19 protein-coding genes, 1 tRNA gene and 1 pseudogene are annotated in these 21,169 nt (G+C 70.0%); 10 read left to right on the top strand and 11 right to left on the bottom strand.

The annotated features are described in order from the left end of the window. Window positions 1-11 precede the first annotated feature (11 nt). Window positions 12-1,721: a hypothetical protein gene (locus tag ACIN94_RS16935; RefSeq protein WP_400706343.1), complete on the top strand. Its 1,710-nt coding sequence runs from the start codon at window positions 12-14 to the stop codon at window positions 1,719-1,721. Between the two features lie 185 nt (window positions 1,722-1,906). On the opposite strand, the gene ACIN94_RS16930 is transcribed toward ACIN94_RS16935, so the two are convergent. Continuing rightward, window positions 1,907-2,524, bottom strand: coding sequence for a DUF6286 domain-containing protein (locus ACIN94_RS16930; RefSeq protein WP_400706340.1), 618 nt, complete (start codon window positions 2,522-2,524; stop codon window positions 1,907-1,909). A 152-nt stretch (window positions 2,525-2,676) separates the two neighbouring features. Between ACIN94_RS16930 and ACIN94_RS16925 the strand changes: the two genes are divergently transcribed. Beyond that, window positions 2,677-3,870 (top strand): amino acid deaminase/aldolase, encoded by a 1,194-nt coding sequence (locus ACIN94_RS16925; protein WP_400706337.1) that lies wholly within the window; start codon window positions 2,677-2,679, stop codon window positions 3,868-3,870. Window positions 3,871-3,918: 48 nt separating this feature from the next. On the opposite strand, the gene ACIN94_RS16920 is transcribed toward ACIN94_RS16925, so the two are convergent. Continuing rightward, window positions 3,919-4,257 (bottom strand): DUF3618 domain-containing protein, encoded by a 339-nt coding sequence (locus tag ACIN94_RS16920; RefSeq protein ID WP_400706334.1) that lies wholly within the window; start codon window positions 4,255-4,257, stop codon window positions 3,919-3,921. Window positions 4,258-4,369: 112 nt separating this feature from the next. On the opposite strand from ACIN94_RS16920, the gene bcp reads away from it, so the two are divergent. The 3 genes and pseudogenes from bcp to ACIN94_RS16905 all read left to right on the top strand — a co-directional run bounded on the left by bcp (window position 4,370) and on the right by ACIN94_RS16905 (window position 5,450). After that, window positions 4,370-4,834 (top strand): thioredoxin-dependent thiol peroxidase, encoded by a 465-nt coding sequence (bcp, locus tag ACIN94_RS16915; RefSeq protein ID WP_400706331.1) that lies wholly within the window; start codon window positions 4,370-4,372, stop codon window positions 4,832-4,834. 281 nt (window positions 4,835-5,115) lie between these two features. Continuing rightward, window positions 5,116-5,346, top strand: a pseudogene (locus ACIN94_RS16910) (HNH endonuclease); the annotation flags it as partial. A 30-nt stretch (window positions 5,347-5,376) separates the two neighbouring features. Then, window positions 5,377-5,450 (top strand) — tRNA-Leu (locus ACIN94_RS16905). A 226-nt stretch (window positions 5,451-5,676) separates the two neighbouring features. On the opposite strand, the gene ACIN94_RS16900 is transcribed toward ACIN94_RS16905, so the two are convergent. Next, window positions 5,677-6,420, bottom strand: a complete 744-nt coding sequence (locus ACIN94_RS16900; protein ID WP_400706328.1) for an SAM-dependent methyltransferase — start codon at window positions 6,418-6,420, stop codon at window positions 5,677-5,679. Between the two features lie 387 nt (window positions 6,421-6,807). Between ACIN94_RS16900 and ACIN94_RS16895 the strand changes: the two genes are divergently transcribed. The 4 genes from ACIN94_RS16895 to ACIN94_RS16880 all read left to right on the top strand — a co-directional run bounded on the left by ACIN94_RS16895 (window position 6,808) and on the right by ACIN94_RS16880 (window position 12,242). Continuing rightward, complete coding sequence (locus tag ACIN94_RS16895) at window positions 6,808-8,013, top strand: sensor histidine kinase (protein WP_400706325.1); 1,206 nt, start codon at window positions 6,808-6,810, stop codon at window positions 8,011-8,013. 88 nt (window positions 8,014-8,101) lie between these two features. Next, window positions 8,102-8,767: a response regulator gene (locus ACIN94_RS16890; RefSeq protein WP_400706322.1), complete on the top strand. Its 666-nt coding sequence runs from the start codon at window positions 8,102-8,104 to the stop codon at window positions 8,765-8,767. A gap of 186 nt (window positions 8,768-8,953) precedes the next feature. Then, window positions 8,954-9,724 (top strand): ABC transporter ATP-binding protein, encoded by a 771-nt coding sequence (locus tag ACIN94_RS16885; protein WP_400706319.1) that lies wholly within the window; start codon window positions 8,954-8,956, stop codon window positions 9,722-9,724. Window position 9,725: 1 nt separating this feature from the next. Then, window positions 9,726-12,242 carry an ABC transporter permease gene (locus ACIN94_RS16880; protein WP_400706316.1) on the top strand — a complete coding sequence of 839 codons (2,517 nt, stop codon included), beginning with the start codon at window positions 9,726-9,728 and terminating at the stop codon, window positions 12,240-12,242. A 30-nt stretch (window positions 12,243-12,272) separates the two neighbouring features. On the opposite strand, the gene ACIN94_RS16875 is transcribed toward ACIN94_RS16880, so the two are convergent. From ACIN94_RS16875 to ACIN94_RS16840, 8 genes are all read right to left on the bottom strand, one after another. After that, window positions 12,273-12,542, bottom strand: coding sequence for a hypothetical protein (locus ACIN94_RS16875; RefSeq protein WP_400706313.1), 270 nt, complete (start codon window positions 12,540-12,542; stop codon window positions 12,273-12,275). After that, window positions 12,539-13,294, bottom strand: a complete 756-nt coding sequence (locus ACIN94_RS16870) for a toxin glutamine deamidase domain-containing protein (RefSeq protein WP_400706310.1) — start codon at window positions 13,292-13,294, stop codon at window positions 12,539-12,541. The genes ACIN94_RS16875 and ACIN94_RS16870 overlap by 4 nt, the downstream gene beginning before the upstream one ends. Before the next feature lie 182 nt (window positions 13,295-13,476). Further along, the gene (locus tag ACIN94_RS16865) at window positions 13,477-15,120 is read right to left on the bottom strand and encodes a molybdopterin-dependent oxidoreductase (protein ID WP_400706307.1); all 1,644 of its coding nucleotides are present in this window, start codon (window positions 15,118-15,120) and stop codon (window positions 13,477-13,479) included. A 150-nt stretch (window positions 15,121-15,270) separates the two neighbouring features. Further along, a complete protein-coding gene (locus ACIN94_RS16860) occupies window positions 15,271-15,903 on the bottom strand; it encodes an XTP/dITP diphosphatase (protein WP_400706304.1) in 633 nt (210 codons plus the stop codon). Beyond that, window positions 15,900-16,616: a ribonuclease PH gene (rph, locus tag ACIN94_RS16855; RefSeq protein WP_400706301.1), complete on the bottom strand. Its 717-nt coding sequence runs from the start codon at window positions 16,614-16,616 to the stop codon at window positions 15,900-15,902. Before rph ends, ACIN94_RS16860 begins: the two co-directional genes overlap by 4 nt. Window positions 16,617-16,620: 4 nt before the next feature. Beyond that, window positions 16,621-17,373, bottom strand: coding sequence for an MBL fold metallo-hydrolase (locus ACIN94_RS16850; RefSeq protein ID WP_400706298.1), 753 nt, complete (start codon window positions 17,371-17,373; stop codon window positions 16,621-16,623). 78 nt (window positions 17,374-17,451) lie between these two features. Further along, complete coding sequence (murI, locus tag ACIN94_RS16845; protein WP_400706295.1) at window positions 17,452-18,273, bottom strand: glutamate racemase; 822 nt, start codon at window positions 18,271-18,273, stop codon at window positions 17,452-17,454. A 68-nt stretch (window positions 18,274-18,341) separates the two neighbouring features. After that, entirely contained in the window at window positions 18,342-19,133 is a 792-nt protein-coding gene (locus tag ACIN94_RS16840) for a thioesterase family protein (protein WP_400706292.1), read from the bottom strand. A 222-nt stretch (window positions 19,134-19,355) separates the two neighbouring features. Between ACIN94_RS16840 and ACIN94_RS16835 the strand changes: the two genes are divergently transcribed. After that, the gene (locus ACIN94_RS16835; protein WP_400706289.1) at window positions 19,356-21,119 is read left to right on the top strand and encodes a DUF3352 domain-containing protein; all 1,764 of its coding nucleotides are present in this window, start codon (window positions 19,356-19,358) and stop codon (window positions 21,117-21,119) included. Window positions 21,120-21,169 lie beyond the last annotated feature (50 nt).

The raw sequence follows: 21,169 nt of genomic DNA, 5'->3' as shown, positions 1-21,169 counted from the left end.
GGGAGGTTCTGGTGTCAACGGGAGTAAACCCGGCAAACCCGCCGGAAGCACGCCCGGCGCACCACTTCCTCCACACCCACCGGCTCTTCCTGGCCGCCCTGCTGGCCGGTGCCGGCCTCAGAGCCCTCGCCGTACTCGGCTACCGGCCGGCCCTGTGGTTCTGGGCCGACTCCTTCGTCTACCTCAGCGGGGGACTCGACCCACGCCCCATGGAGTCGCGCCCCTCCGGCTACTCGCTGTTCCTGTGGACGCTGCAGCCGCTCTCCAGCGTCCAGGCCGTGGTCGTCGTCCAGCACCTGCTCGGCCTGGCCGTGGCCCTCTGCGTCTACCTCCTGCTGCGCCGCCTGGGCCGGCTGCCGGGATGGGGCGCGACGCTCGCCGCGCTGCCGGCACTGCTGGACGTCCACCAGATCCAGCTCGAACACCTCGTCATGGCCGACCTGCTGATGGAGTTCCTGGCGGTCGGAGCGGTCACGCTGCTCCTGTGGTGGCGGCGGCCACCGGTGTGGGCCGCCCTCCTCGCCGGACTCCTGCTGGCCGCGGCGACCGTCACCCGGACGATCGGGCTGCCGCTGCTCGCCGTGGTACTGGTCTGCCTGGTGATCGGCCGCGCCGGATGGAAGGCGGTCGCCGCGACCGCACTGACCGCCGCGCTCGGCCTGGGCACCTACGCCGTCTGGTTCGAGTCCGAGCACGGCACCTACGGACTGACCCGCGGCAACGCCTTCCTGTGGGCCCGCACGGTGACCTTCGCCGACTGCGCGACGATCAGACCCGCCGGACCGGAGGCCGCGCTCTGCCCCACCGACCCGGTGAGCGGACGCAGACCACCCCCGGTCTACATCTGGGACGGCGCGTCACCGCTCAACAAGGTCAAGGGCACGTGGGCCGAACGCGACAGACTCGCCGGCGACTTCGCCCTCCAGGCCATCAAGGCCCAGCCCCTGGACTTCCTGCGGGCCGGCCTGGCCGACGTGGCCCACATCTTCGACTGGACCCGCAGGGTCTACCCCACCCCCGGCCCGCAGAGCGCGTACATCTTCCCCGAGACGGCCAGACCCCTCCCCAAGGGGGTCGCCTCCCAGGGGAGGACCGCCGAGGAACTGACCGTGGCCTACCAGGGCACCTCCGGCGCGCCCTCCCTGGCCGAGCCCTACGCGGGCTGGCTACGCGCCTACCAGGCGTACGGCTTCCTGCGCGGCCCGTTCGTCGCCGTGATCCTGCTGATCGGCCTCGCCGGTGTCCTGACACGCTGGCGACGGCTCGGCGGCACCGTCCTGATGCCGTGGGCCACGGGAACCATGCTGCTGGTCCTTCCCCCCCTCATCGCGGCCTTCGACCATCGCTACGTGGTGCCCGCCCTGCCGCTGGTGTGCCTGGCCGCCGGACTGGCCTTCAGCAGGCGGCGGTCAACGCCGCCGGACGTGCAGGCGGACAACCGCTCCGAGCCCGTCGTCACCGACCGTCCTGCGGACCTTGCCGACGGCGTCCTTGTTCAGCCGCGCCACCAGTCTGGCGACGTCAGTGGTGGGCCCGCAGCTCACCCCGATCCGCAGCCGGTCACCCGCCACCGACCTGACCTGGATGCGCCTGAGGTCTTCGACTTCTTTGAGCGCGACCCCCAACATCGCCGTCCCGCTCCCGGTCCTGCTGCCCCACCGCCCCCACCCCAGAGCGCCCATCAGCCACCGGATCGCCAGCAGCGTCAACGCCATGAGTAACAGCGCGGCCAGCCACCCCATCCAGGGATGCTCGGCCAGATGGCCGGGGAGCCCCCTGTCCAGAATCCGGTCCCCGCGCGGCTGGTGAATCCTGCCCCGCCCCCGCAGGAACCCGTAGAGCCCGGCCCCGGCCAGCACCGCTCCGGTGACGGCCAGGCCGATCCGATTACCCGGATACGCCTTCATCAGATCCCCCGCCTGCGCAGCCGTACCACGACCTCACCCCCGCACAGCGCGCCCAGACTCGCCATCCGGTCACCCACCGCCGTACCGACCTGGCGCAGCAGGAGACCGGTCCGGTCCGCGTCGCTGACCACCGTGATCTCGACGTTCCGCCATCCCAGACGCACCCGCGCCCTGTCCACGTCGTCGACCGACCGGGCCGCCGCCCGCAGCGTGCGGCGCAGCCCGGCCCTGGTCATACCCATCACCAGCCGTGGATCGGCGGACTCCAACGGCACCAGCCGGGTCCTCCCCGGCAGCGCCGCGAGCGCGAGCATCACGGCCCCGGCCACCAACGCGACCAGCGCCACGGCGAGCGGGACGGGGTCGGACCACTTCGCCGCACCGGCCCAGGCGGCGAGCTGCCGGTACGGTATCCGCCCGAACCACGAGCCCGTCACCAGGCCCACCGTCACACCGGTCGCGGCGGACAGCACCAGAGACGTCGTCAGGGCGACCACCACACCGGCCGGAGTCCTGTCCGGCCTCAGCAACCGCAGCGACCGGCGGCGGATCGCATGCAGGTTCTCCCCGCCCGCCGTGCCGCCCGCGCTCGTCACAATGTCCTGGAGGGTGCTCATCACCCGGTCAGGTCTACGCGGCCCGGGCATCTCACGTGAGGCCCGACCGGCCACTTGCACGATCTTGGGATCACCCTGGCAGGAGAATTTACCGGCCGGACCACCAACATGAACGATACTCACATTCGGTCGGATGGAGTTATCCTGCCGTCATGGACGACCGTCAGCGCTATGACCGGGTCACCGCACACCTGAATCCCCCCTTCGCCGTGCTCGACCTGGCGGCCCTGCGTTCGAACGCCTCCGGCATGACCCGGCGAGCCGGCGGCAAACCGATCAGAGTCGCCAGCAAGTCAATCCGCTCCCGGGCCGTCCTGGAACGCGTCCTCGCCCTGGACGGCTTCACCGGGATCATGGCCTTCACCCTGCCCGAAGCCCTCTGGCTGGTCTCCACCGGGCTTCAGGACGTGCTCGTCGCCTACCCCACCGCGGACCGCGCCGCACTGGCCACCCTGGCCGCCGACACCCGCGCGGCCCAGGAGATCACGGTGATGGTGGACCGGGCCGAGCATCTGGACTTCATCGAGTCGGCCGTCGCCGACATCCGCGACCGCCACGAGATCCGTACATGTCTGGACATCGACGCGGGATTCGTCGCCCTCGGCGGCAAATTCCGAGCAGGTGCCCACCGCTCCCCCATCCGCGAAGCCGACCAGGCCGCCGACCTGGCCGCCGACATCGCCAAACGCCCCGGCTTCCGCCTCGTCGGCCTCATGGCCTACGAAGCGCAGATCGCCGGAGTCGGCGACGACCCTCCCGGCAACCCCGCCCTCACCCGGGCCATCCGCTGGATGCAGGCCCGGTCACAGCGCGAACTCATCACGCGCAGAGGCCGCATCGTCCGGGCCGTCACCCAGATCACCGACCTGGAGTTCGTCAACGGCGGCGGCACCGGCAGCATCGAGAAAACCACCCGCGAGAAGGTCATCACCGAGATAGCCGCCGGATCAGGCCTCTTCCACCCCCGCCTGTTCGACTTCTACCGCGACTTCACCGGCCGCCCCGCCGCCCTGTTCGCCCTCCCCGTCGTCCGCCGCCCCGCCCCCGGCATCGTCACCGTCCTCGGCGGCGGCTACCACGCCTCCGGCGCCCCCGGCACCAACCGCCTCCCCCAGCCCTACCTGCCGTGCGGGCTACGCTACGACCCCAGCGAAGGCGCCGGTGAGGTCCAGACCCCCCTCCTCGGCCAGGCGGCCGAGGACCTGCGCGTCGGCGACCGCGTCTGGTTCCGGCACGCCAAAGCCGGCGAGCTCTGCGAACGCTTCGCCGGCCTGCACCTGATCGACGGCGACAGGATCGTCGACGAGGTCCCCACCTACCGCGGCGAAGGCCGCACCTTCCTCTGAACGCCGGCGGTCACCCGGCCTGATCAGCCTAGGACGGTGCCCACCGGATCACCGGCTCCGGCGCCGCCAGAGAATGATCATCGCGCTGACCGCCAGCACAGCCCCCACACCGATCAGAATCGGCGCGAGATCCGGCTGCTCGTCCGCCCACAGATCGTCGGGCTCATCCCCCGGCCTCGCCGGCCGAGGCACGCCCCCAACCATCTCGCCGACCCGGTCGCCCACGGAGACCAGGAACTGCTTCGCGTTCGACTCCGCCTTGGCAACGGTCCGTCTCGCGACGTTCTTCGGGCTCACCCGATCGGCGATGGCGTCGACCGTCTGGGCCAACTCCGCACGGGTCCGCTCAATCCGACGCTCCAGTTCCGCAGGATCGGTGTCCGCCATGGCTCTCCTCTCATCGCCCTTGACATTGATCAGTCTGTCAGGTCCGACCCTCCCACGGCACTTCGGGCAGGCCGGTAAGTTGACGTGGGAACGATTCCTCGGAGGAGCCAGAATGAAACTCGAGCCAGGCGACGCCGCCCCGGACATCACGCTTCCCGCCGCCGACGGCACCACCGTGTCCCTGGACACCTACCGCGGCAAGCGGGTCATCCTCTACTTCTACCCCGCCGCGATGACCCCCGGCTGCACCAAGCAGGCCTGCGACTTCCGCGACAGCCTCGCCTCCCTGACCGCCGCGGGCATCGTGGTCCTCGGCGTGTCGAAGGACACCCCGGCGAAGCTCGCCAAGTTCGTCGAGCACGACGCCCTGACCTTCCCCCTCCTGTCGGACCCCGGCCTGGAGGTCCACAAGGCCTACGGCGCCTACGGCGAGAAGACGATGTACGGCAAGACCTCCCTCGGCGTCATCCGCTCCACCTTCGTCATCGACCCCGACGGGAAAATCGAAAAGGCCCTCTACAACGTGAAGGCCACCGGCCACGTAGCCCGCCTCCGCCGCGAACTCGGCCTCGACTAAATACCATTTTTCACCATTTAGTACGGCCCGCGCATGCCCCAAGAATTGTCAGTTCCATTGCCTATTCTTGGGGCATGCCGACCAAATACAAGTACACCCCCGAAATGCTGGCCAAGGCCGCAGCGGAGTCACTGAGCATCGCCGACGTCCTCCGCCGCCTCGGCATCACCATCGCGGGCGGCAACCACGCCCACATCAGCCGCCAGCTGAAGCGCTTCGGGATCGACACCTCTCACTTCCTGGGTCAAGCCCACCATCGGGGACAGCCCTCGGCCAGGCGCATGTCACCGAACCAGGTTCTCCGCGTACGCCCACCGGGCTCCCACAGGATCAAGCCCACCACACTACGCCGGGCTCTTCGGGAAGCGGGCGTGCCCTATCGCTGCAGTGGCTGTAAGATCGAGGGCACTTGGGAAGGCGGGCCGCTCACGCTGCACGTCGACCATATCAGTGGCGATTGGCTTGACAACAGAATAAATAACTTGCGATTCCTCTGTCCGAACTGCCATTCTCAGACAGAGAACTTCGCAGGAAAAAACAGAGGGGCCGTAGCCCAACGGCAGGAGGCAGCACTTTTAGGTAGTGCGCAGTCCGGGTTCGAATCCCGGCGGCCCCACAAATATATTGATAATTACTCGACGAGCCTTAAGTCAATAGACACCGCCGTCACCATCTCGCCTCAGGATGCATTTTTCATCGAATACTACCGGAATGAAAAAGGCGCCAAATCGAGATCCGCAGTCATACGAAAAGCACTACAACTGCTGCGTGAGGCCACCCTCGAAGAGGAGCGCGCCGCCGCGTCCGGCGGGTGGCGCGGCCGGCCGGTCGCGGGGCCGGTCTCAGCCGGTGCGGCGGAGCAGGAGGGTGACGAAGCCGAGGATGTCACGGTAGCCGTTGAGCCACATGTCGCGGTGGTCGCGCGCGGCGGCGAGGGCGGCGTCTCCGTCGGGGCCGGGGTGGTCGAGTGCCCAGTTGGTGAGGGTGCCGGTCCAGGACCATTCGTACTCGTCCCATTCGGCACGTTCACTGGTGTGGGCGTAGACGGTGGCGTATCCGGCGCTCTCCGCGAGGGTCACGGTCCCCGGCAGATCGGCGTAGTCGTCGGGGTGGGCGCCGAGTCCGGTCAGCACCTCCGGTGTGGGGGTTGTCTCCCAGAAGCCCTCTCCGACCAGTGCGAGTCCTCCGGGGCGGAGGTGGTGGCGTACGGCGTGCAGGGTTCTGGTCAGGTCACCGTAGGCGTGGGTGGCGCCCACGCAGAGCACGAGGTCGTAGGGGCCGGTGCCGGTGAAGTCGGCGGCGGGCGTGTTGTGGAGGTGGATCCGGTCGGACAGTCCGCGGCGGTCGGCGGCCTTGCGGGCGGCGGTGAGTCCGTGTTCGGAGATGTCGACCCCGTCGGCGACCGAGCCTGGGTGGAGTTCCAACGCCCGTAGTGTCCACTCGGCCTCTCCGCATCCGAGGTCGAGGATGCGTGCCCCGGTGGGGAGTTTGGCCCGGGTGAGCAGACGGTTGAGATGTGCTTCGCTCACGGGGGCGGCGATCGGGTGGTCGTCGTGGGCGATGTGGCTGATCAGCTGGCGTTCCATCCGAGGGAATATGCCTGAATCCGAGGTGGAGTGCCACTGGTTAAACCCGGCGGATGCTCATCGGCCGGGTGCCGGGAAGGGAGTTCCCGGAGGTTGGAGTGGGGGCTGTTTTACCGGTCCCCGCGGATACCAGGGGTCAGCCGGCGGCGGTGGTCTGGGCCGTCGGGTCGCGCGGTGCATCCTCTTCACCGCGCGACCCGGCGTGATTGTGATCCGCCATCACAAACATTCTCCCCTTACTCACCCCGGAGGGTGCTCCCGGAAACCATGGTGCCCAAGAGGTGGTAAAGGCCGTGTAAGCCGTGAGCCGGTGTGCGACCTGGGTCGTAGGAGAGGCTCCCCCTTGAGGGGGAAGGGCGTTGATCTGCGAATACGTATTGTGGTGATGTGTTTGGCAGATTACGCGCCTGGAGCCGGCGCCGTCCCGGTGTCGTGGACGCCCTGTGGCTGGCGCCGTTCGCGCTGGCCTGTCTGGGCATGCTTCTGGTACTCGCGCTGAGGCCGGACCCCCACCGGAGCGGACCGGCCCTCTGGGGCTATCTGGTGCTGGGGCTTCTGCTGGTCGTCCCGCTGTTCTGGCGGCGGAGCCGGCCTCTGACGGTGTTCGCGATCGTCTCGGTGACGAGTTTCGGCCAGTGGCTCTCCGGTACGGAGCCGGCGCCGTTCAACGTGGCCGTGCTCATCGCGATGTATGCGGTGGCGTCGCTCTGCTCGTTGCGCTGGGCCGTCGCGGCGGGTCTGGTGGCCGAGTTGGGGCTCGCCCTCTCCTTCGGTCAGCTGACGACGGTTCCCGATCCGGTTAGTTTCGCCAGTGCTTCGGTGTTCGTTGTCGCGATATGGATCGCGGGGATCTACGCCAACACCCGCCGCCGCTATCTGGAGAGTCTGGAGGAGCGGGCGGAGCGGGCGGAGCGGGACCGGGACCAGCGGGCGCAGCTGGCTGCGGCGGCGGAGCGGGCCCGGATCGCCCGTGAGCTGCATGACGTGGTGGCGCACAACGTGAGTGTGATCATCGTCCAGGCCGACGGGGCGAGTTACGCGATCGACAGCGCTCCCGAGGACGCGCGTGAGGCCATGCGGGCGATCTCCACGACGGGCCGGCAGGCGCTGGCCGAGATGCGCAGGATGGTGGGGGTGTTGCGGACCGCGGCGGAGGGTGCCGCGGCCGGGGAGGGGTACGCTCCGCAGCCGGGTCTGTCGCAGTTGGAGGAGCTGGTGGCGCAGGTCCGTTCGTCGGGGTTGCCGGTTGACTTCCGGGTCGTCGGTGTTCCGCAGGATCTTCCGGAGGGTGAGCAGCTGACGGTGTATCGGATCGTTCAGGAGGCGCTCACCAATGCGCTCAAGCACGGCGGTCCGGGTACCGGTGCCGTGGTGGAGATGGAGTACGGCATGCGTGAGCTGGTTCTGCGGGTGAGCGACGATGGCCGTGGCGCGGCGGCGCCGGGTCATCCCGGTGGGCACGGTCTGGTGGGGATGCGGGAGCGTGCCGCCCTGTTCGGCGGGAGTCTGGAGGCCGGGCCCCGGCCGGATGGGGGGTTCCGGGTGGTCGCACGGCTGCCGACAGGGGAGGCCGGGCGGAGCCGGGCCGCGTGATGGGAGGGATCCGGTGTGGTGGGCGGTGCCGCCGGGGTGGGGTCGGGCTGTCCGGGAATCGGGACGGGCGGGGAGCGGTGAGCGGCCGGTGATCCGGGTCATGCTGGTGGACGATCAGGAGTTGCTGCGGGTGGGTTTCCGTATGGTGCTCGGCGCGCAGCCGGACATCGAGGTTGTCGCGGAGGCGGGTGACGGGGCCGCGGCGGTCGAGGCGGTGCGTGCGGTGGAGGTCGACGTCGTGTTGATGGATGTGCGGATGCCGGTCATGGACGGGGTGGAGGCGACCCGGTTGATCTGTGCGGCCGCGGAGAGGCCCAGGGTGCTGATCCTGACCACGTTCGATCTGGACGACTACGCGTTCGCGGCGTTGAAGGCGGGTGCTTCGGGATTTCTGTTGAAGGATGTGCCGCCTTCGGACCTGGTCAGCGCGATCCGTTCGGTGCACAGCGGGGACGCGGTGGTGGCGCCGAGCACGACGCGGCGGCTGCTGGAGCGCTTCGCGGTGCATCTTCCGTCCCCGGGCGCGGCGGAGCCGGTGACGCTCGGCGGGTTGACGGCGCGAGAGCGGGAGGTGCTGGTGCTGGTGGCCCGGGGACTGTCGAACATGGAGATCGCCGGTCGGCTGGATCTGGCGGAGGCGACGGTCAAGACGCATCTGGGCCGGGTGCTGGCCAAACTGGGTCTGCGGGATCGGGCCCAGGTGGTGGTGTATGCCTACGAGTCGGGCCTTGTGACTCCCCATTCGGCGGGCTGACCGGGACTCTGTGAGAGGAGCGCCTCGGCCGAATGGCCGAGGCGGGGCTCCTCCGGAGGTGGCAGTGGTCCTTCCGGGGAAGCCGTCTGGCTGAGGTGAAGTCCGTCCTGGAGGCCGATGGCCTGCGCTTTCTCCGGCAATAGCGTTTACCCCGTAATAACGCGGATTTTGCTGAAGGGGACTGATGTGACCATCACCGGAGAGGTCGGCGCGTGGAGGGCGCGGGAGGGCGCGGCGGACGCCGTAACGGCCAGAGGGCTGACCAAGGTCTACGGTCAGGGGGATACGGCCGTACACGCCCTCCGGGGGGTGGATGTCTCCTTCGCGACGGGCGCCTTCACCGCGATCATGGGGCCCTCCGGGTCCGGCAAGTCCACGCTGATGCACTGTCTGGCCGGGCTGGACACGGTCAGCGGCGGGCAGGTCCATATCGGTGACGTGGAGCTCACGGGGCTCGGCGACAGACGGCTCACCCTGCTGCGCCGCGAGCGGATCGGGTTCATCTTCCAGGCGTTCAACCTGCTGCCGACGCTGACCGCCGAGCAGAACATCCGGCTCCCGCTGGAGATCGCCGGGCGTCAGATGGATCAGGACCTGTTTGGCCGGGTGGTGGAGACTGTGGGCCTGCATGACCGGCTCGGTCACCGGCCGGCCGAGCTGTCGGGGGGGCAGCAGCAGCGGGTCGCGGTGGCCCGTGCTCTGATCAGCAAGCCGCAGGTCATCTTCGCCGACGAGCCGACCGGCAATCTGGACTCGCGCAGCGGCGCCGAGGTGCTGTCTTTCCTCCGCACCTCGGTGCACGAGCTCGGTCAGACGATCGTGATGGTCACCCATGACCCGGCCGCTGCCGCCTATGCCGACCGCGTGGTGTTCCTGCGCGACGGCCTGCTGGTCAGCGAGCTCCTCCAGCCGACCCCGCAGACCGTGCTCGACACGCTGATGAAGCTGGAGGCCTGAGTTGATAAAGACGACTCTGGCCGGTCTGCGGGCGCACAAGCTGCGTCTGCTGCTCACCTCGTTGGCGATCGCGTTGGGCGTGGGTTTCATCGCGGGCACGTTCGTGCTCACCGACACCATCGACGTGGGCTTCACCCAGAAGTTCGCGGCGGCGGCCGACAGGATCGACGTCGCCGTGCTGCCCGGGCCGGAGGGGGACTCCGGCACGCCGCCGCGTGTCTCCGACGCCGCGTTGGAGAAGATCCGCGCGGTCGGCGGCGTGGCCGACGCGCAGGGTCTCGTGCGGGGCACGTCCGCGCTGATCGGCAAGGATGGCAGGGCCGCCGGTGACTATCCCACGGCCGGTATCTCCATTCCCGAGGGCCCGCTGAACCGTACCCCGATCACCAGTGGCTCCGCTCCGGAGTCCGCGACGCAGGCCGTGCTCGACGAGAACACCGCCAGGGCCCGCGGTTTCAAGGTGGGTGACGCCATCGCGGTGCTGGACTCCGCGGACGTCAGGCATGAGTTCACGCTGGTGGGCCTGTTCGACGCCGGTCTCGACCGGGAGGTCGCCTACTTCGGCGCGGTCGGTTTCACCACCGGTACGGCCCGGGCGATGACCGGGGAGAAGGGGTTCCGGGAGATCGACGTCGTGGCTGCTGGGGGCGTGACGCAGGAGACGGTGCGCGACTCGATCGCCACGGCCCTGGGACCGGGGTACAAGGTCAGGACCGGCGGGCAGTACGCCGCCGACATGGCCGAGGCCAACGGCGCCGACAGCGGTTTCCTCACGATGGGTCTGCTGTTGTTCGGCCTGGTGGCGATGTTCGTGGCCGCGCTGGTCATCTACAACACCTTCAACATCCTGGTCGCCCAGCGGACCCGGGAGATGGCGCTGCTGCGCTGTATCGGCGCGACCCGCGGGCAGGTGTTCGGCTCGATCGTGCTGGAGTCCGTCGTGGTCGGCCTGCTCTCCTCGGTTCTGGGTCTGCTGCTGGGGTACGGCTTGGGCGCGGGGGCGCTTGCCGTGCTGACCTCGGTGGGCGCGCCGCTGCCCGCCGCGAGCGCGACCCTGGCGCCCCGCACGATCGGTCTCGCCGTGCTCATCGGCGTGGTCGTCACGGTGGGTGCGGCGCTGCTGCCCGCCCGGTCGGCGACGAAGGTGGCGCCGATCGCGGCGCTGCGCTCGCAGGTGGAGGAGCACACCTTCAGGGCCGGCCTGGTCCGGGTGATCTCCGCGACGGTGCTCCTGATCGCGGGCGTGGGGGCCACGGCGGCAGGGGTGACCATGGAGGCCGGTGAGACGGCGCTTCTGGTGGTCATGGCCGGTGGCTCGCTGGTCTTCCTCGCGGTGCTGATCCTCGGCCCGGTGATCGTCAGGCCTCTCGGTGTCTTCGTGGGCTGGCTTCCCGCCAGGCTCTTCGGGGTGCCCGGCAGGCTGGCCATGGACAACTCCCGCCGCAACCCCAGGCGGTCGGCGACCACGACTGTGGCGCTCACGGTGGGTGTGACGCTTATGACGTTCATCTCCGTGCTCACCGGCACCCTGCGGGTGACGTATGCCCAGAAGCTCGACGAGCAGTTCCCCGTCGACTACATGGTCATGGCCCAGAGCCGCGGCTCGGACCTGCCCCGCGCGCTGGCCGACGACCTGCGGACCAGACCCGAGCTGACCTCGGTCGCCGCGTTCCGTCACACCCTCGCCAAGGCCGGGGGCAGGGACCGCAAGTATCAGGTCGGGACGTTCACCGCGCCTTCGGACTTCAGGCCGAGGCTCAGCACCGGCTCGATCGGCCTCCTCAGGCCCGGGACCGCGATCGTCGCCGACGACGTCGCCAAGGAGCTCGGTCTCAGGGTCGGCGACCGGATCCCGGTGCGGACCGTCAAGGCGGGCATGGTCGACCTCACGATCGTGTCCACCTTCAACCCGCAGGACACCGACTTGGCAAGCGTGACCGTGCCTGACCGGGATTTCGAGCGCTACTTCGGCACGGTCGGCGACAGCCAGGTGCTGGTCAACGCCAAGGGCGGCGTCGATCTCGACGAGGCCCGCAAGGTGGTCGAGGCTGCCGCGCAGCCGTATCCGACGGCGAAGGTCGCCAGCTCGACGGACATGCGGGGCGAGTTCGAGGAGGCGCTCGACATGATAGTGATGATCATTACTGGCCTGCTGGGTCTGGCGGTGCTCATCTCCCTGCTGGGCATCGCCAACACTCTCTCCCTGTCGGTCCACGAGCGGACCCGCGAGTCGGCGCTGCTGCGGGCGCTCGGCCTGACCCGGCCCCAGCTGCGGCGGATGCTCTCGGTCGAGGCGCTGATCCTGGGGCTCATCGGCGCGCTGGTCGGTGTGGTGCTCGGCACCGTGTTCGGCTGGGCCGCGGCGCGGACGGCGACGGACGACATCGTGTTCCAGGTCCCGGTGCCGCAGATCCTTGCCTTCATGGCGCTGTCCGGCCTGGCCGGAGTGCTCGCCGCCGTGCTGCCCGCCCGCAGGGCGGCGCGCGCCTCCATCGTGGGCTCGCTCGCCGGCGGCTGACCGGGGTCCCTCTGATGGCCGGGGCGCCTTCTATCGGGGGCGGTGCCCCGGCCACTGTTCCGCCACGGTCTCGGGATTGAGCAGGGGCCGGATGACGATCTCACCGGTGGCCTTGTCGATCACCACGCAGCCGCCGCCGACGGTCTCGGGTAGCACGCCGGGGTCGTCGGGCTCGGGCTCCTTCGACCAAGCGACGTAACCCTCGCTGAAGGTATATATCCTGATCTCGGCGGCGGAGCCCTGGCTGCGGGCACCGTTGAAGTACTCCTCGGCGATGGCCCTGGCCTGGTCGGAGTTCACAGCCGCCGCCCCTCGCTGTCGATCACCACGCAGAAGACGCCGGTCACCGACTCATACGGCGGCCCGACGGCCATGTGCCCGCGCTGCGCGTCGATCCAGATCACCTCTCCGGCGGAGTTGACCGCGTTCCACGCGTGGCTGCCACCGGCCGGCCAGCGGTTGATGATGATCGCGGCGGCACCGTGTCCCCCGGCCTGGAGCGCCTGCCCGATCGGTACGTAGGCGTGGCGCCCCTGCCCGACGTACTGGAAGCGCTGGCCCAGCCACCGCTCGGCCCGGGCCACTCCGCCCGCCTCACCGGTGAGCAGCGGCTTGCCGACCCGGTCGTACTCCGGCCGCCGGGGCGCGGCCACCGTCGGCGCGCCGTACCAGGTCGAGAGCACCGCCAGCGCGCAGTCCACCGCGTTGGTCGCCCGGAACGGGTCCTCGGCGGCGCCGGCCCCGTTGATCAGCCTGATCCACATACCGCGAGGGTCGGGGAACCGCCGGGGCGTCCCCTGCTCCGTGACCGGTACGGCCCGCACGATGTCCTCCTGGGTCTGCGGGTCGGGCCGGGCCAGGCCCCCGGGCACCCCATAGGGCCTGGAGCGCTCCAGCGATGGCGGCTGCCACCGCTGAACCCGCTCGGGCTCCTGTGGCGCGGCCACCACGGCAGGCCCGGGGAGCGCCTCCAGTTCGAAATCGCGCCACCGCTGCCCGTCCGCGGTCACGACGGGGTTGTAGCCTCCCGCGGGCAGAAACAACTGTGTCACCCGGTCCCCCTAGCCCGTCCGCCTCTGGCCCGATGCTAGGGCCGTCCTCGCCGCGGCTCGGGCAAGTTGACCAAATCAGGGGGCGGCGCCGTGGCCATGGAGCGGATTCGGCCGGCACCGATCCCGATGCCGCGAACGTCCGGCGGGTTCAGGTGGCACCGGCACCTCGGGAGTGGTCCGGCTCAGGCCACGTCGACGCGGACGCTGTCCCAGCCGGTGGCTCCGTCGGGGACCACGCCGACGCGGTCGGCGGTCTGGGTGTAGCCGGTGGCGTCCGTGGCCCGCACCTCGATGGTGTGGCTGCCCGGGGTGGCGTCCCAGTCGTCGATCACCCACTGCCGCCAGGTGTCGGCGGTCGGCGCCTCGGCCAGGCGCGCCCGGCGCCACGGCCCGCGGTCGATCCTGACCTCGACGGCGTCCACCCCCTTGTGCTGCGCCCAGGCGACACCGGCGATCACGGTACGGCCCGGCGCGACGCGGGCGCCGTCCTTCGGCAGGTCGATGCGCGACTCCGTCTTGATCGGCCCCATGGCCGACCATCCCCTGGACGTCCAGTAGGCCTCGGCCTGGTCGAACCGGGTGACCTCGATATCCGTCACCCACTTGGTGGCCGAGACGTAGCCGTAGAGGCCGGGAACGACCTGGCGGACCGGGAAGCCGTGGTCGAACGGCAGCGCCTGGCCGTTCATGCCGAAGGCCAGCAGCGCGTCGCGTCCGTCGAGGACGACGTCGACCGGGGTGCCGCAGGTCCAGCCGTCGGCGGAGGTGCTGAGCAGCATGTCGGCCCCCTTCTGCACCCCGGCGTCGCGCAGGACTCCGGCCAGGCTGGTGCCCAGCCAGCGGGCGTTGCCGATGTAGGGTCCCCCGACCTCGTTGGAGACGCAGCACAGTGTGATGTCGGCCTCCTTCAGGGGGCGTTTCATCAGGTCGGCGAAGGTGAGCTCGACAGGCCTGTCGACCATGCCGTGGATCCTCAGGGTCCAGCTCCGCGGGTCCACCTGGGGCACCATGAGGGCGGTGTCCACCCGGTAGAAGTCGTGGTTCGGAGTGACGAACGGCGACAGTCCCCTGATCCTCAGGTCGGCACCGGCAGGGAGCGGTGGGGCGGGGACGGCGGGGCGGGGGAGCTTCAGGCCACCCCGGGCCGCGGCCACCTCCGCGCGCCCCGACAGCATCCGCCCGATCAGACCGGTCGCTCCGGCGACGACGAGGCCCCCGGCGGCCCCGACCAGCAGCCTCCGCCGGTCGAACGAGTAACGGCCGTTCCCCGCCCGCATGACCGGCGGAGCGGGCACGTCGTACCGTTCCTCCCGCTCGGCCCCGGCGGGCGGGACCTCACCTCGCGGGCCGTCCGGCCGGCCCGCCTCACGGGAGCCGCTCGCGGGGACAAGGGCCCGCCCGGTGAGACGGCGCAGGGCGAACATGGCGGCGGCGACGCCCGCCACCGTGGGGACGACGTCCATGACTCCCGCGCCGGGGCGGGTCAGGACGGCCAGGATGCCGACGACGCCGAAGGCTGCCAGGGCCGCCAGGCCGTACCGGAGGTCACGGACGGCCAGGAAGCCGATGGCTACGGCTGTCGCGGCGAGCACCAGGAAGATGCCCGTCAGCAGGACGGTCTTGTCGTTCTCGCCGAAGGTGCGGATCGCGAAATCCTTCAGCGCCGCCGGGGTGAGGTCGACAACGGCGTTGCCGACCGCGACGACCGGGAAGGCCGAGGCCTTCACCACTCCCGCGACCAGCAGGGACACCCCGACCGCCACAGTGCCGGCCACCAGGCCGATCAGAGCCGCCGCCCACACGGGCACGCGCCTGTTGCTCTCCATCCTCCGACGGTACGCCTCTTGGGGGCACAGAACCTTACATACCGGTTACCGGGCCCCGCTCCGGGCGTCATCGGTGGACAGGCCTCAGCACGCCGGCAGGCAGGAGCACCGCACCGGGTCCCTGTTCAGAGCGGCACCCCCCGGAACCGTCTAGGAGATCACTTCGGCGAGGAGCGGGGCCAGCGTGCGGAAGGCCCGGCCCCGGTGGCTGATGGCGTTCTTCTCCGCTGCCGACAGTTCGGCGGCCGTCCGGCTCTCCCCCTCGGGCACGAAGATCGGGTCGTAGCCGAAGCCGTTGGTCCCGCGAGGAGTGTCGACGATCAGACCGCGCAGCACACCCTCGGTCACCCGCTCCTCTCCCGAGGGCAGGGCCAGCGCCGCGGCACACGCGAAATGGGCGCTCCGGTGCTCCTGCGCCACGTCGGACACCTGCGCGAGCAGCAGGTTCAGGTTCGCCACGTCGTCGCCGTGTCTGCCGGACCAGCGGGCCGAGAAGATGCCCGGCATGCCGTTCAGCACGTCGACGCAGAGGCCCGAGTCGTCGGCGATCGCGGGCAGACCCGATGCCCGGGCGACGGCGTGGGCCTTGATCAGGGCGTTCTCGGCGAAGGTCAGGCCGGTCTCGGCGATGTCGCCGATCTGGGGGAACTCCTCCAGGCCGATGATCTCCAGCGGCACCGAGGCGTCGGCCAGGATATGGCGGAGCTCGACGATCTTGCCGGTGTTACGGGTGGCCAGGACCAGCCGGTCCGCACCCGCCGTCCCGGTCCGTTCCGTGCTCACGCCAGTGCCTCCCGCTGCAGGCGGGTGAGCTCGGCGCACCCGGCGACGCCCAGGTCGAGCAGTTCGTCGAGGGCGCCCCGGTTGAACGGCTTGCCCTCGGCCGTGCCCTGGACCTCGACGAACTCGCCGGCCCCGGTAATCACCACGTTCATGTCCGTCTCGGCGGCGACGTCCTCGGTGTAGCAGAGGTCCAGCAGGGGCGTGGATCCGACGACACCGACCGACACGGCCGCGACCGAGTCGATCAGCGGGTCGCCCTTGCACATCTTCCGCTCACGCATCCACGTCACCGCGTCGGCCAGCGCCACATAGGCGCCGGTGATGGCGGCCGTACGGGTGCCGCCGTCGGCCTGGAGCACGTCGCAGTCGATGACGATCGAGTTCTCGCCGAGGGTCTTGTAGTCGACGCAGGCCCGCAGGGACCGGCCGATCAGGCGGGAGATCTCATGCGTCCGGCCGCCGATCCTGCCGCGCACCGACTCGCGGTCGTTACGGGTGTTCGTGGCGCGGGGCAACATGGCGTACTCGGCGGTGATCCAGCCCTGGCCGCTCCCCCGGCGCCAGCGTGGCACGCTGTCCTGCACGGAGGCGGCGCAGAGCACCTTGGTACCGCCGAACTCGACGAGCACCGAGCCTTCGGCGTGCGCGAGCCAGCCGCGGGTGATCGTGACGGGGCGAAGCTGATCGGGAGAACGTCCATCTGCACGGGCCATGAACTCACCCTAGGTCATATAGGACCCCACTCCGAGCGAGTTCGATCCGCCCCCCGAAGCCGCCCCGGGAGGCCTCCTGGAGAATCTGCTCCCGGTTGTACCAGGGCACGAGGTGGGTCAGCACCAGAGTGCCCACGTCCGCCCTGGCCGCGTGCTCGGCGGCCTGGCGGCCGGTCAGGTGCAGGCCGGTGGGGAGGCCGGGCCGTTCCAGGAAGGACGCCTCACACAGGAGCAGCTCCGCCCCCGCGGCGAGTTTGACCAGTTCGGCGGATTCGCCGGTGTCGGCGGAGTAGGCCACCGACCGTCCGCCGTAGGAGACCCGGAAGCCGTAGGTCTCGACCGGGTGGTTCATCGGCGCGGCCGTCACCTCGAACGGGCCCACCTCGAACACGCCCGGTGTCAGCCGTGCGAAGTCGAAGGCCGTCTCCAGTCCTGGCTCGTCGGGCATGCCGTAGGCGGCGGCCAGGCGGCGGGGCGCGTCGGCGGGGGCGTGGACGGGCACCCGGGGAAGCGGGCCGTGCGGGGAGTAGGTGCGCGCCACGTGGTAGGAGCACATGTCGAGACAGTGATCGGCGTGCAGGTGGGACAGGAGGATCGCGTCCACGTCATAGAGGCCGATGTGCCGCTGGAGCACGCCCAGGGCGCCGTTGCCGAAGTCCAGCAGCATGCGGAACCCCTCGGCCTCCAGCAGATAGCAGGAGGAGGGGCTGTCCGGGCCGGGGAAGCTCCCAGAGCACCCGATGATCGTTAATTTCACGGCGGCCTCCTCCTTCTCACGTTGCCTACTCATAGGGCGGCGGCACAGGTCACGGCCCGGTGCCGGTGTCCACGGTCCTTACGGGTGGTGCCCGTTGCCGGAGACGTCCCCCACCGGCGCGAGCTCGACCGCCTGGATCTCCGGCCCCAGGAAGCGCTGTCCGAGCCGCTCGAACAGCGCGGTGTCACCGGTGGCGCCGAAGCGGTGGCGGGGAGCGCCGTCCACGGCCGCCAGGCCCCGGTCGTGCAGGATGCGGTAGACGTCCTTGGCCGTCTCCTCGGCGCTGGAGACCAGCGTGACGCCGTCTCCGGCGACGTAGGAGATGGGGGCGGTGAGCAGCGGATAGTGCGTGCATCCCAGGATCAACGTGTCGCACCCGTCTGCCAGCACCGGCCTCAGGTAGCCGCGGATGACCTCGATGAGCTCCTCGCTCATCGTCTCTCCGCGCTCCACGAACTCCACCAGCCGGGGGGCCGCCACGCCGGTCAGCAGGACGTCGGGGGCGGCGGCGAACGCGTCGTGGTAGGCCATCGAGTCGATCGTGGCCCTGGTCCCCAGCACACCGACCCGGCCGTTGCGGGTGGCCCGCACCGCCCGGCGTGTCGCCGGCTGGATCACCTCGACGACGGGTACGGCATAGCGTTCGCGCGCGTCCCGCAGCACCGCCGCGCTGGCGCTGTTGCACGCGATCACCAACATCTTGACGTCGTGCTCGACGAGGTGGTCCATCACCTCCAGCGCGTAGGCACGGACCTGCGCGATGGTCTTGGGACCGTACGGCTGCCGCGCCGTGTCGGCCACGTAGAAGATCGATTCGTCGGGCAGCTGATCGATGATCGCCCTGGCGACCGTGAGGCCGCCCACCCCGCTGTCAAAGATTCCGATACTCGCTTGCGACACGGTTCCCAAGGTTAGGGGACCCCGGGCTGCGACTCACGGTAAGAATCCTCACAGCGCTGATTCGTGGCTCAGCCTCGCCCTACCCGGGCGAGCTGGCGGGACTGGGCGACCAGGCGGCCGGTCGCGTCCCAGACCTCGACCTCCTCGTCGAACCAGCCGTCGCTGATCATCCGGCCGCTGCCGAGCAGGGTGAGCCAGCCGGGGGCGGGCAGGGCGCGCAGATGCCAGGTGAGATCCACGGTCGGGGCCCAGCCCCTTCTGCCGGCGGCGAAGACCACCGGCGGGAGGGCGTCCACGGCCAGCGCCAGCACATAGGGGTCGGGATCCTGCGGCTCGGCCATCCGGAAGTAGGCGCGGGCCTCGGGGCGGCCGGTGGGGTTGCCGTCGAGCCAGCCGACGGTGGGCGGGTCGAATGCCATCTCCATCTGCGCGTTGAGCGTCATGTTCGACTCCGGCCTGGGGTCGGGCAGCCTGACGCACTGCTCGATGGGCGGCATGACCGCCGAGGGACCGTCCGTCCAGTCAGGCGCGGCGTCACCCAGGGTCGCCGTCGTGACGAGGGTCTCGATGAAGGACCTGTCGTCCTGGACCAGGGTCGCGCGGGTCATCGTCGCGGTTCGGCCGGTCTTGATCTGCTCCAGCCGCACCCGGGCCGGGCCGGGCAGGGGTGCGCGCAGGAACTGCGCGCTGGTGGTCACCGGATGTCCGTGCGGGGAGGCGTCCACGACGGCACGCAGGAGCACGGCCATCAGATAGCCGCCGTTGAGCGGCCCTCCGATCGAGTATCCGGGGTCCAGGCACACGTCATAGGTGTTCTCGTCCACCCGGATGGCCTGCGTCGCCTCGTCGAACTTCGTCATCCACACTCCCGAACCTTGTTCTAGAGCGCTTACTTTACTCAGCTCGCGCGACCCGCGCCTCCCCGGTCTCCCCCACGTACCGCCTCCGGAGAGCCGTCAAAAGGCCGGAGCGGATTTGATTCTCCTCGGACAGGACAATCGACCGGTTAGTTAAATGCAAGCCGCCTGCTAGCGATGTGCACTAGCTTTTCTATATCCGATAAATCCACCTTGTGAGTGAGCATGTCTGCCAACAATCCCCCCGGCCCGTCGCCCATGCCGGGACAGGATCCCGACAGAACGATCGCCTACCGTCAGAATGACGGTGCGCAGCAGAACAGCCCGTCACACCCGCAGGGCCATCCCCAGCAGGGCGGTTACCCGCAGCAGCCGCCGTCCGGGGGATACCAGCAGGGTCAGCCCGGCTACCCCCAGCAGAACTACGGCCAGCAGCAGGGCCAGGGCGGCTACCCCGGCTACCAGCAGCAGGCCTACGGCCAGCAGCCCGGCTGGCAGCAGCAGAGCCCTGACTTTCTCGGCATGGGACAGCCGCCGGCCCCGCCCACCCGCAAGAGCGGCAAGGGCTGGCTGATCGCGGTGGTCGCGGCCCTGGTCGTCGCCCTCGTGGGCGGCGGCGGCGCCTACGCGATCAGCCTGCTCAGCGGCGGCGGTACCCAGCCGCACGACGTGCTGCCCGGTAACGCCATCGGGTATGTGCGCCTCGACCTCGACCCGGCCGCCAACCAGAAGCTGGCGCTGTTCGGCATCGCCCGGAAGTTCACCACCACCAAGGACTCCTTCACCGGCGACGACCCGCGTAAGGCCCTGTTCGACCTGATCAACGAGAACGCCGGCAGCACCGACAAGGTTGACTACGCCGCCGACGTCGAGCCGTGGCTCGGCAGCCGCGTCGGCGTGGCCGTGCTCCCGCCCGCCAAGAGCGGCGAGGACCCGGGCTTCGTGGCGGCCATCCAGGTGACCGACGAGGCCAAGGCGAAAGCCGGCATCGCCAAGCTGGCGGGCAAGGGAGGGGAGTACGGCCTCACGTTCCGTGAGGACTACGCGCTGCTCGCCGGCACCCAGGCGGACACCGACCGGGCCGCCCAGGCGGCGCCGCTCGCCAACAACCCCACTTTCTCCGACGACCTGGACGCCCTCGGCGAGACCGGCGTGCTCTCCTTCTGGGTGGACGCCGACAAGATCGCACAAACCGTCCCCAAGGCAGACCTCCCGGACCCGGCCGCCCTCGCGCAGCTCAAGAACGCCCGCGTGGCCGGCGCGTTCCGCTTCGACAGCAACTACGTCGAGCTGGCCGGCATCGCCCGCGGCGCGGAGGTCATGGAGGGCATGGGCAGTCCCGAGGCCACCACGATCGGCAGGCTCCCGGCCTCCACCGCCGGTGCGATCTCGATCTCCGGTCTCGGTGACGCGGTCGGCAGGCAGTGGGACCAGGTCATCAAGTCGGCCGAGAAGGCAGGCGGCGGCCAGGAATTCAAGCAGTTCGCCGACCAGGCCCAGCAGAACTACGGGCTGAAGCTCCCCGCCGACCTGGTGACGCTGCTCGGCAAGAACCTCACCCTGGCTGTGGACGGAAACGGTCTCGACAGCGACCAGCCCAAGGTCGGCGCCCGCATCGTCACCGACCCCGCCAAGGCGCAGGAGGTCATCGGCAAGATCGAGAAGCTCCTCGCCGACGCGGGCAGCACTCTGCCGCTCGCCAAGGTCCCCGGTGACGGCAGCCTCGTGCTCGCCAGCTCCCCGGAGTATGCCGCCGAGCTCGCCAAGGAAGGCACCCTGGCGGACGACGAGAGCTTCAAGCTCGCGGTCCCCGACGCCGACAACGCGACCTTCGCCATCTACGTCGACCTCAACAAGGTGGAGAAGTTCTACCTCCAGGGCGTGCAGGGCGACGCCAAGGCCAACCTCCAGCAGCTGCGCGCCGTCGGCATCAGCGGAACGCAGTCGGGCAGCGACTCCTCGTTCTCCCTGCGGGTCCTGTTCGACTAGGTCCTGTCCCCCGGACGGTATGTCCTCGGCCGGCAACGCCGGCCGAGGAC

The organism is Streptosporangium sp. NPDC087985 (genome assembly GCF_044741965.1).
Lineage (GTDB): Bacteria > Actinomycetota > Actinomycetes > Streptosporangiales > Streptosporangiaceae > Streptosporangium.
This window is presented reverse-complemented; position numbering and strand designations above follow the sequence as displayed.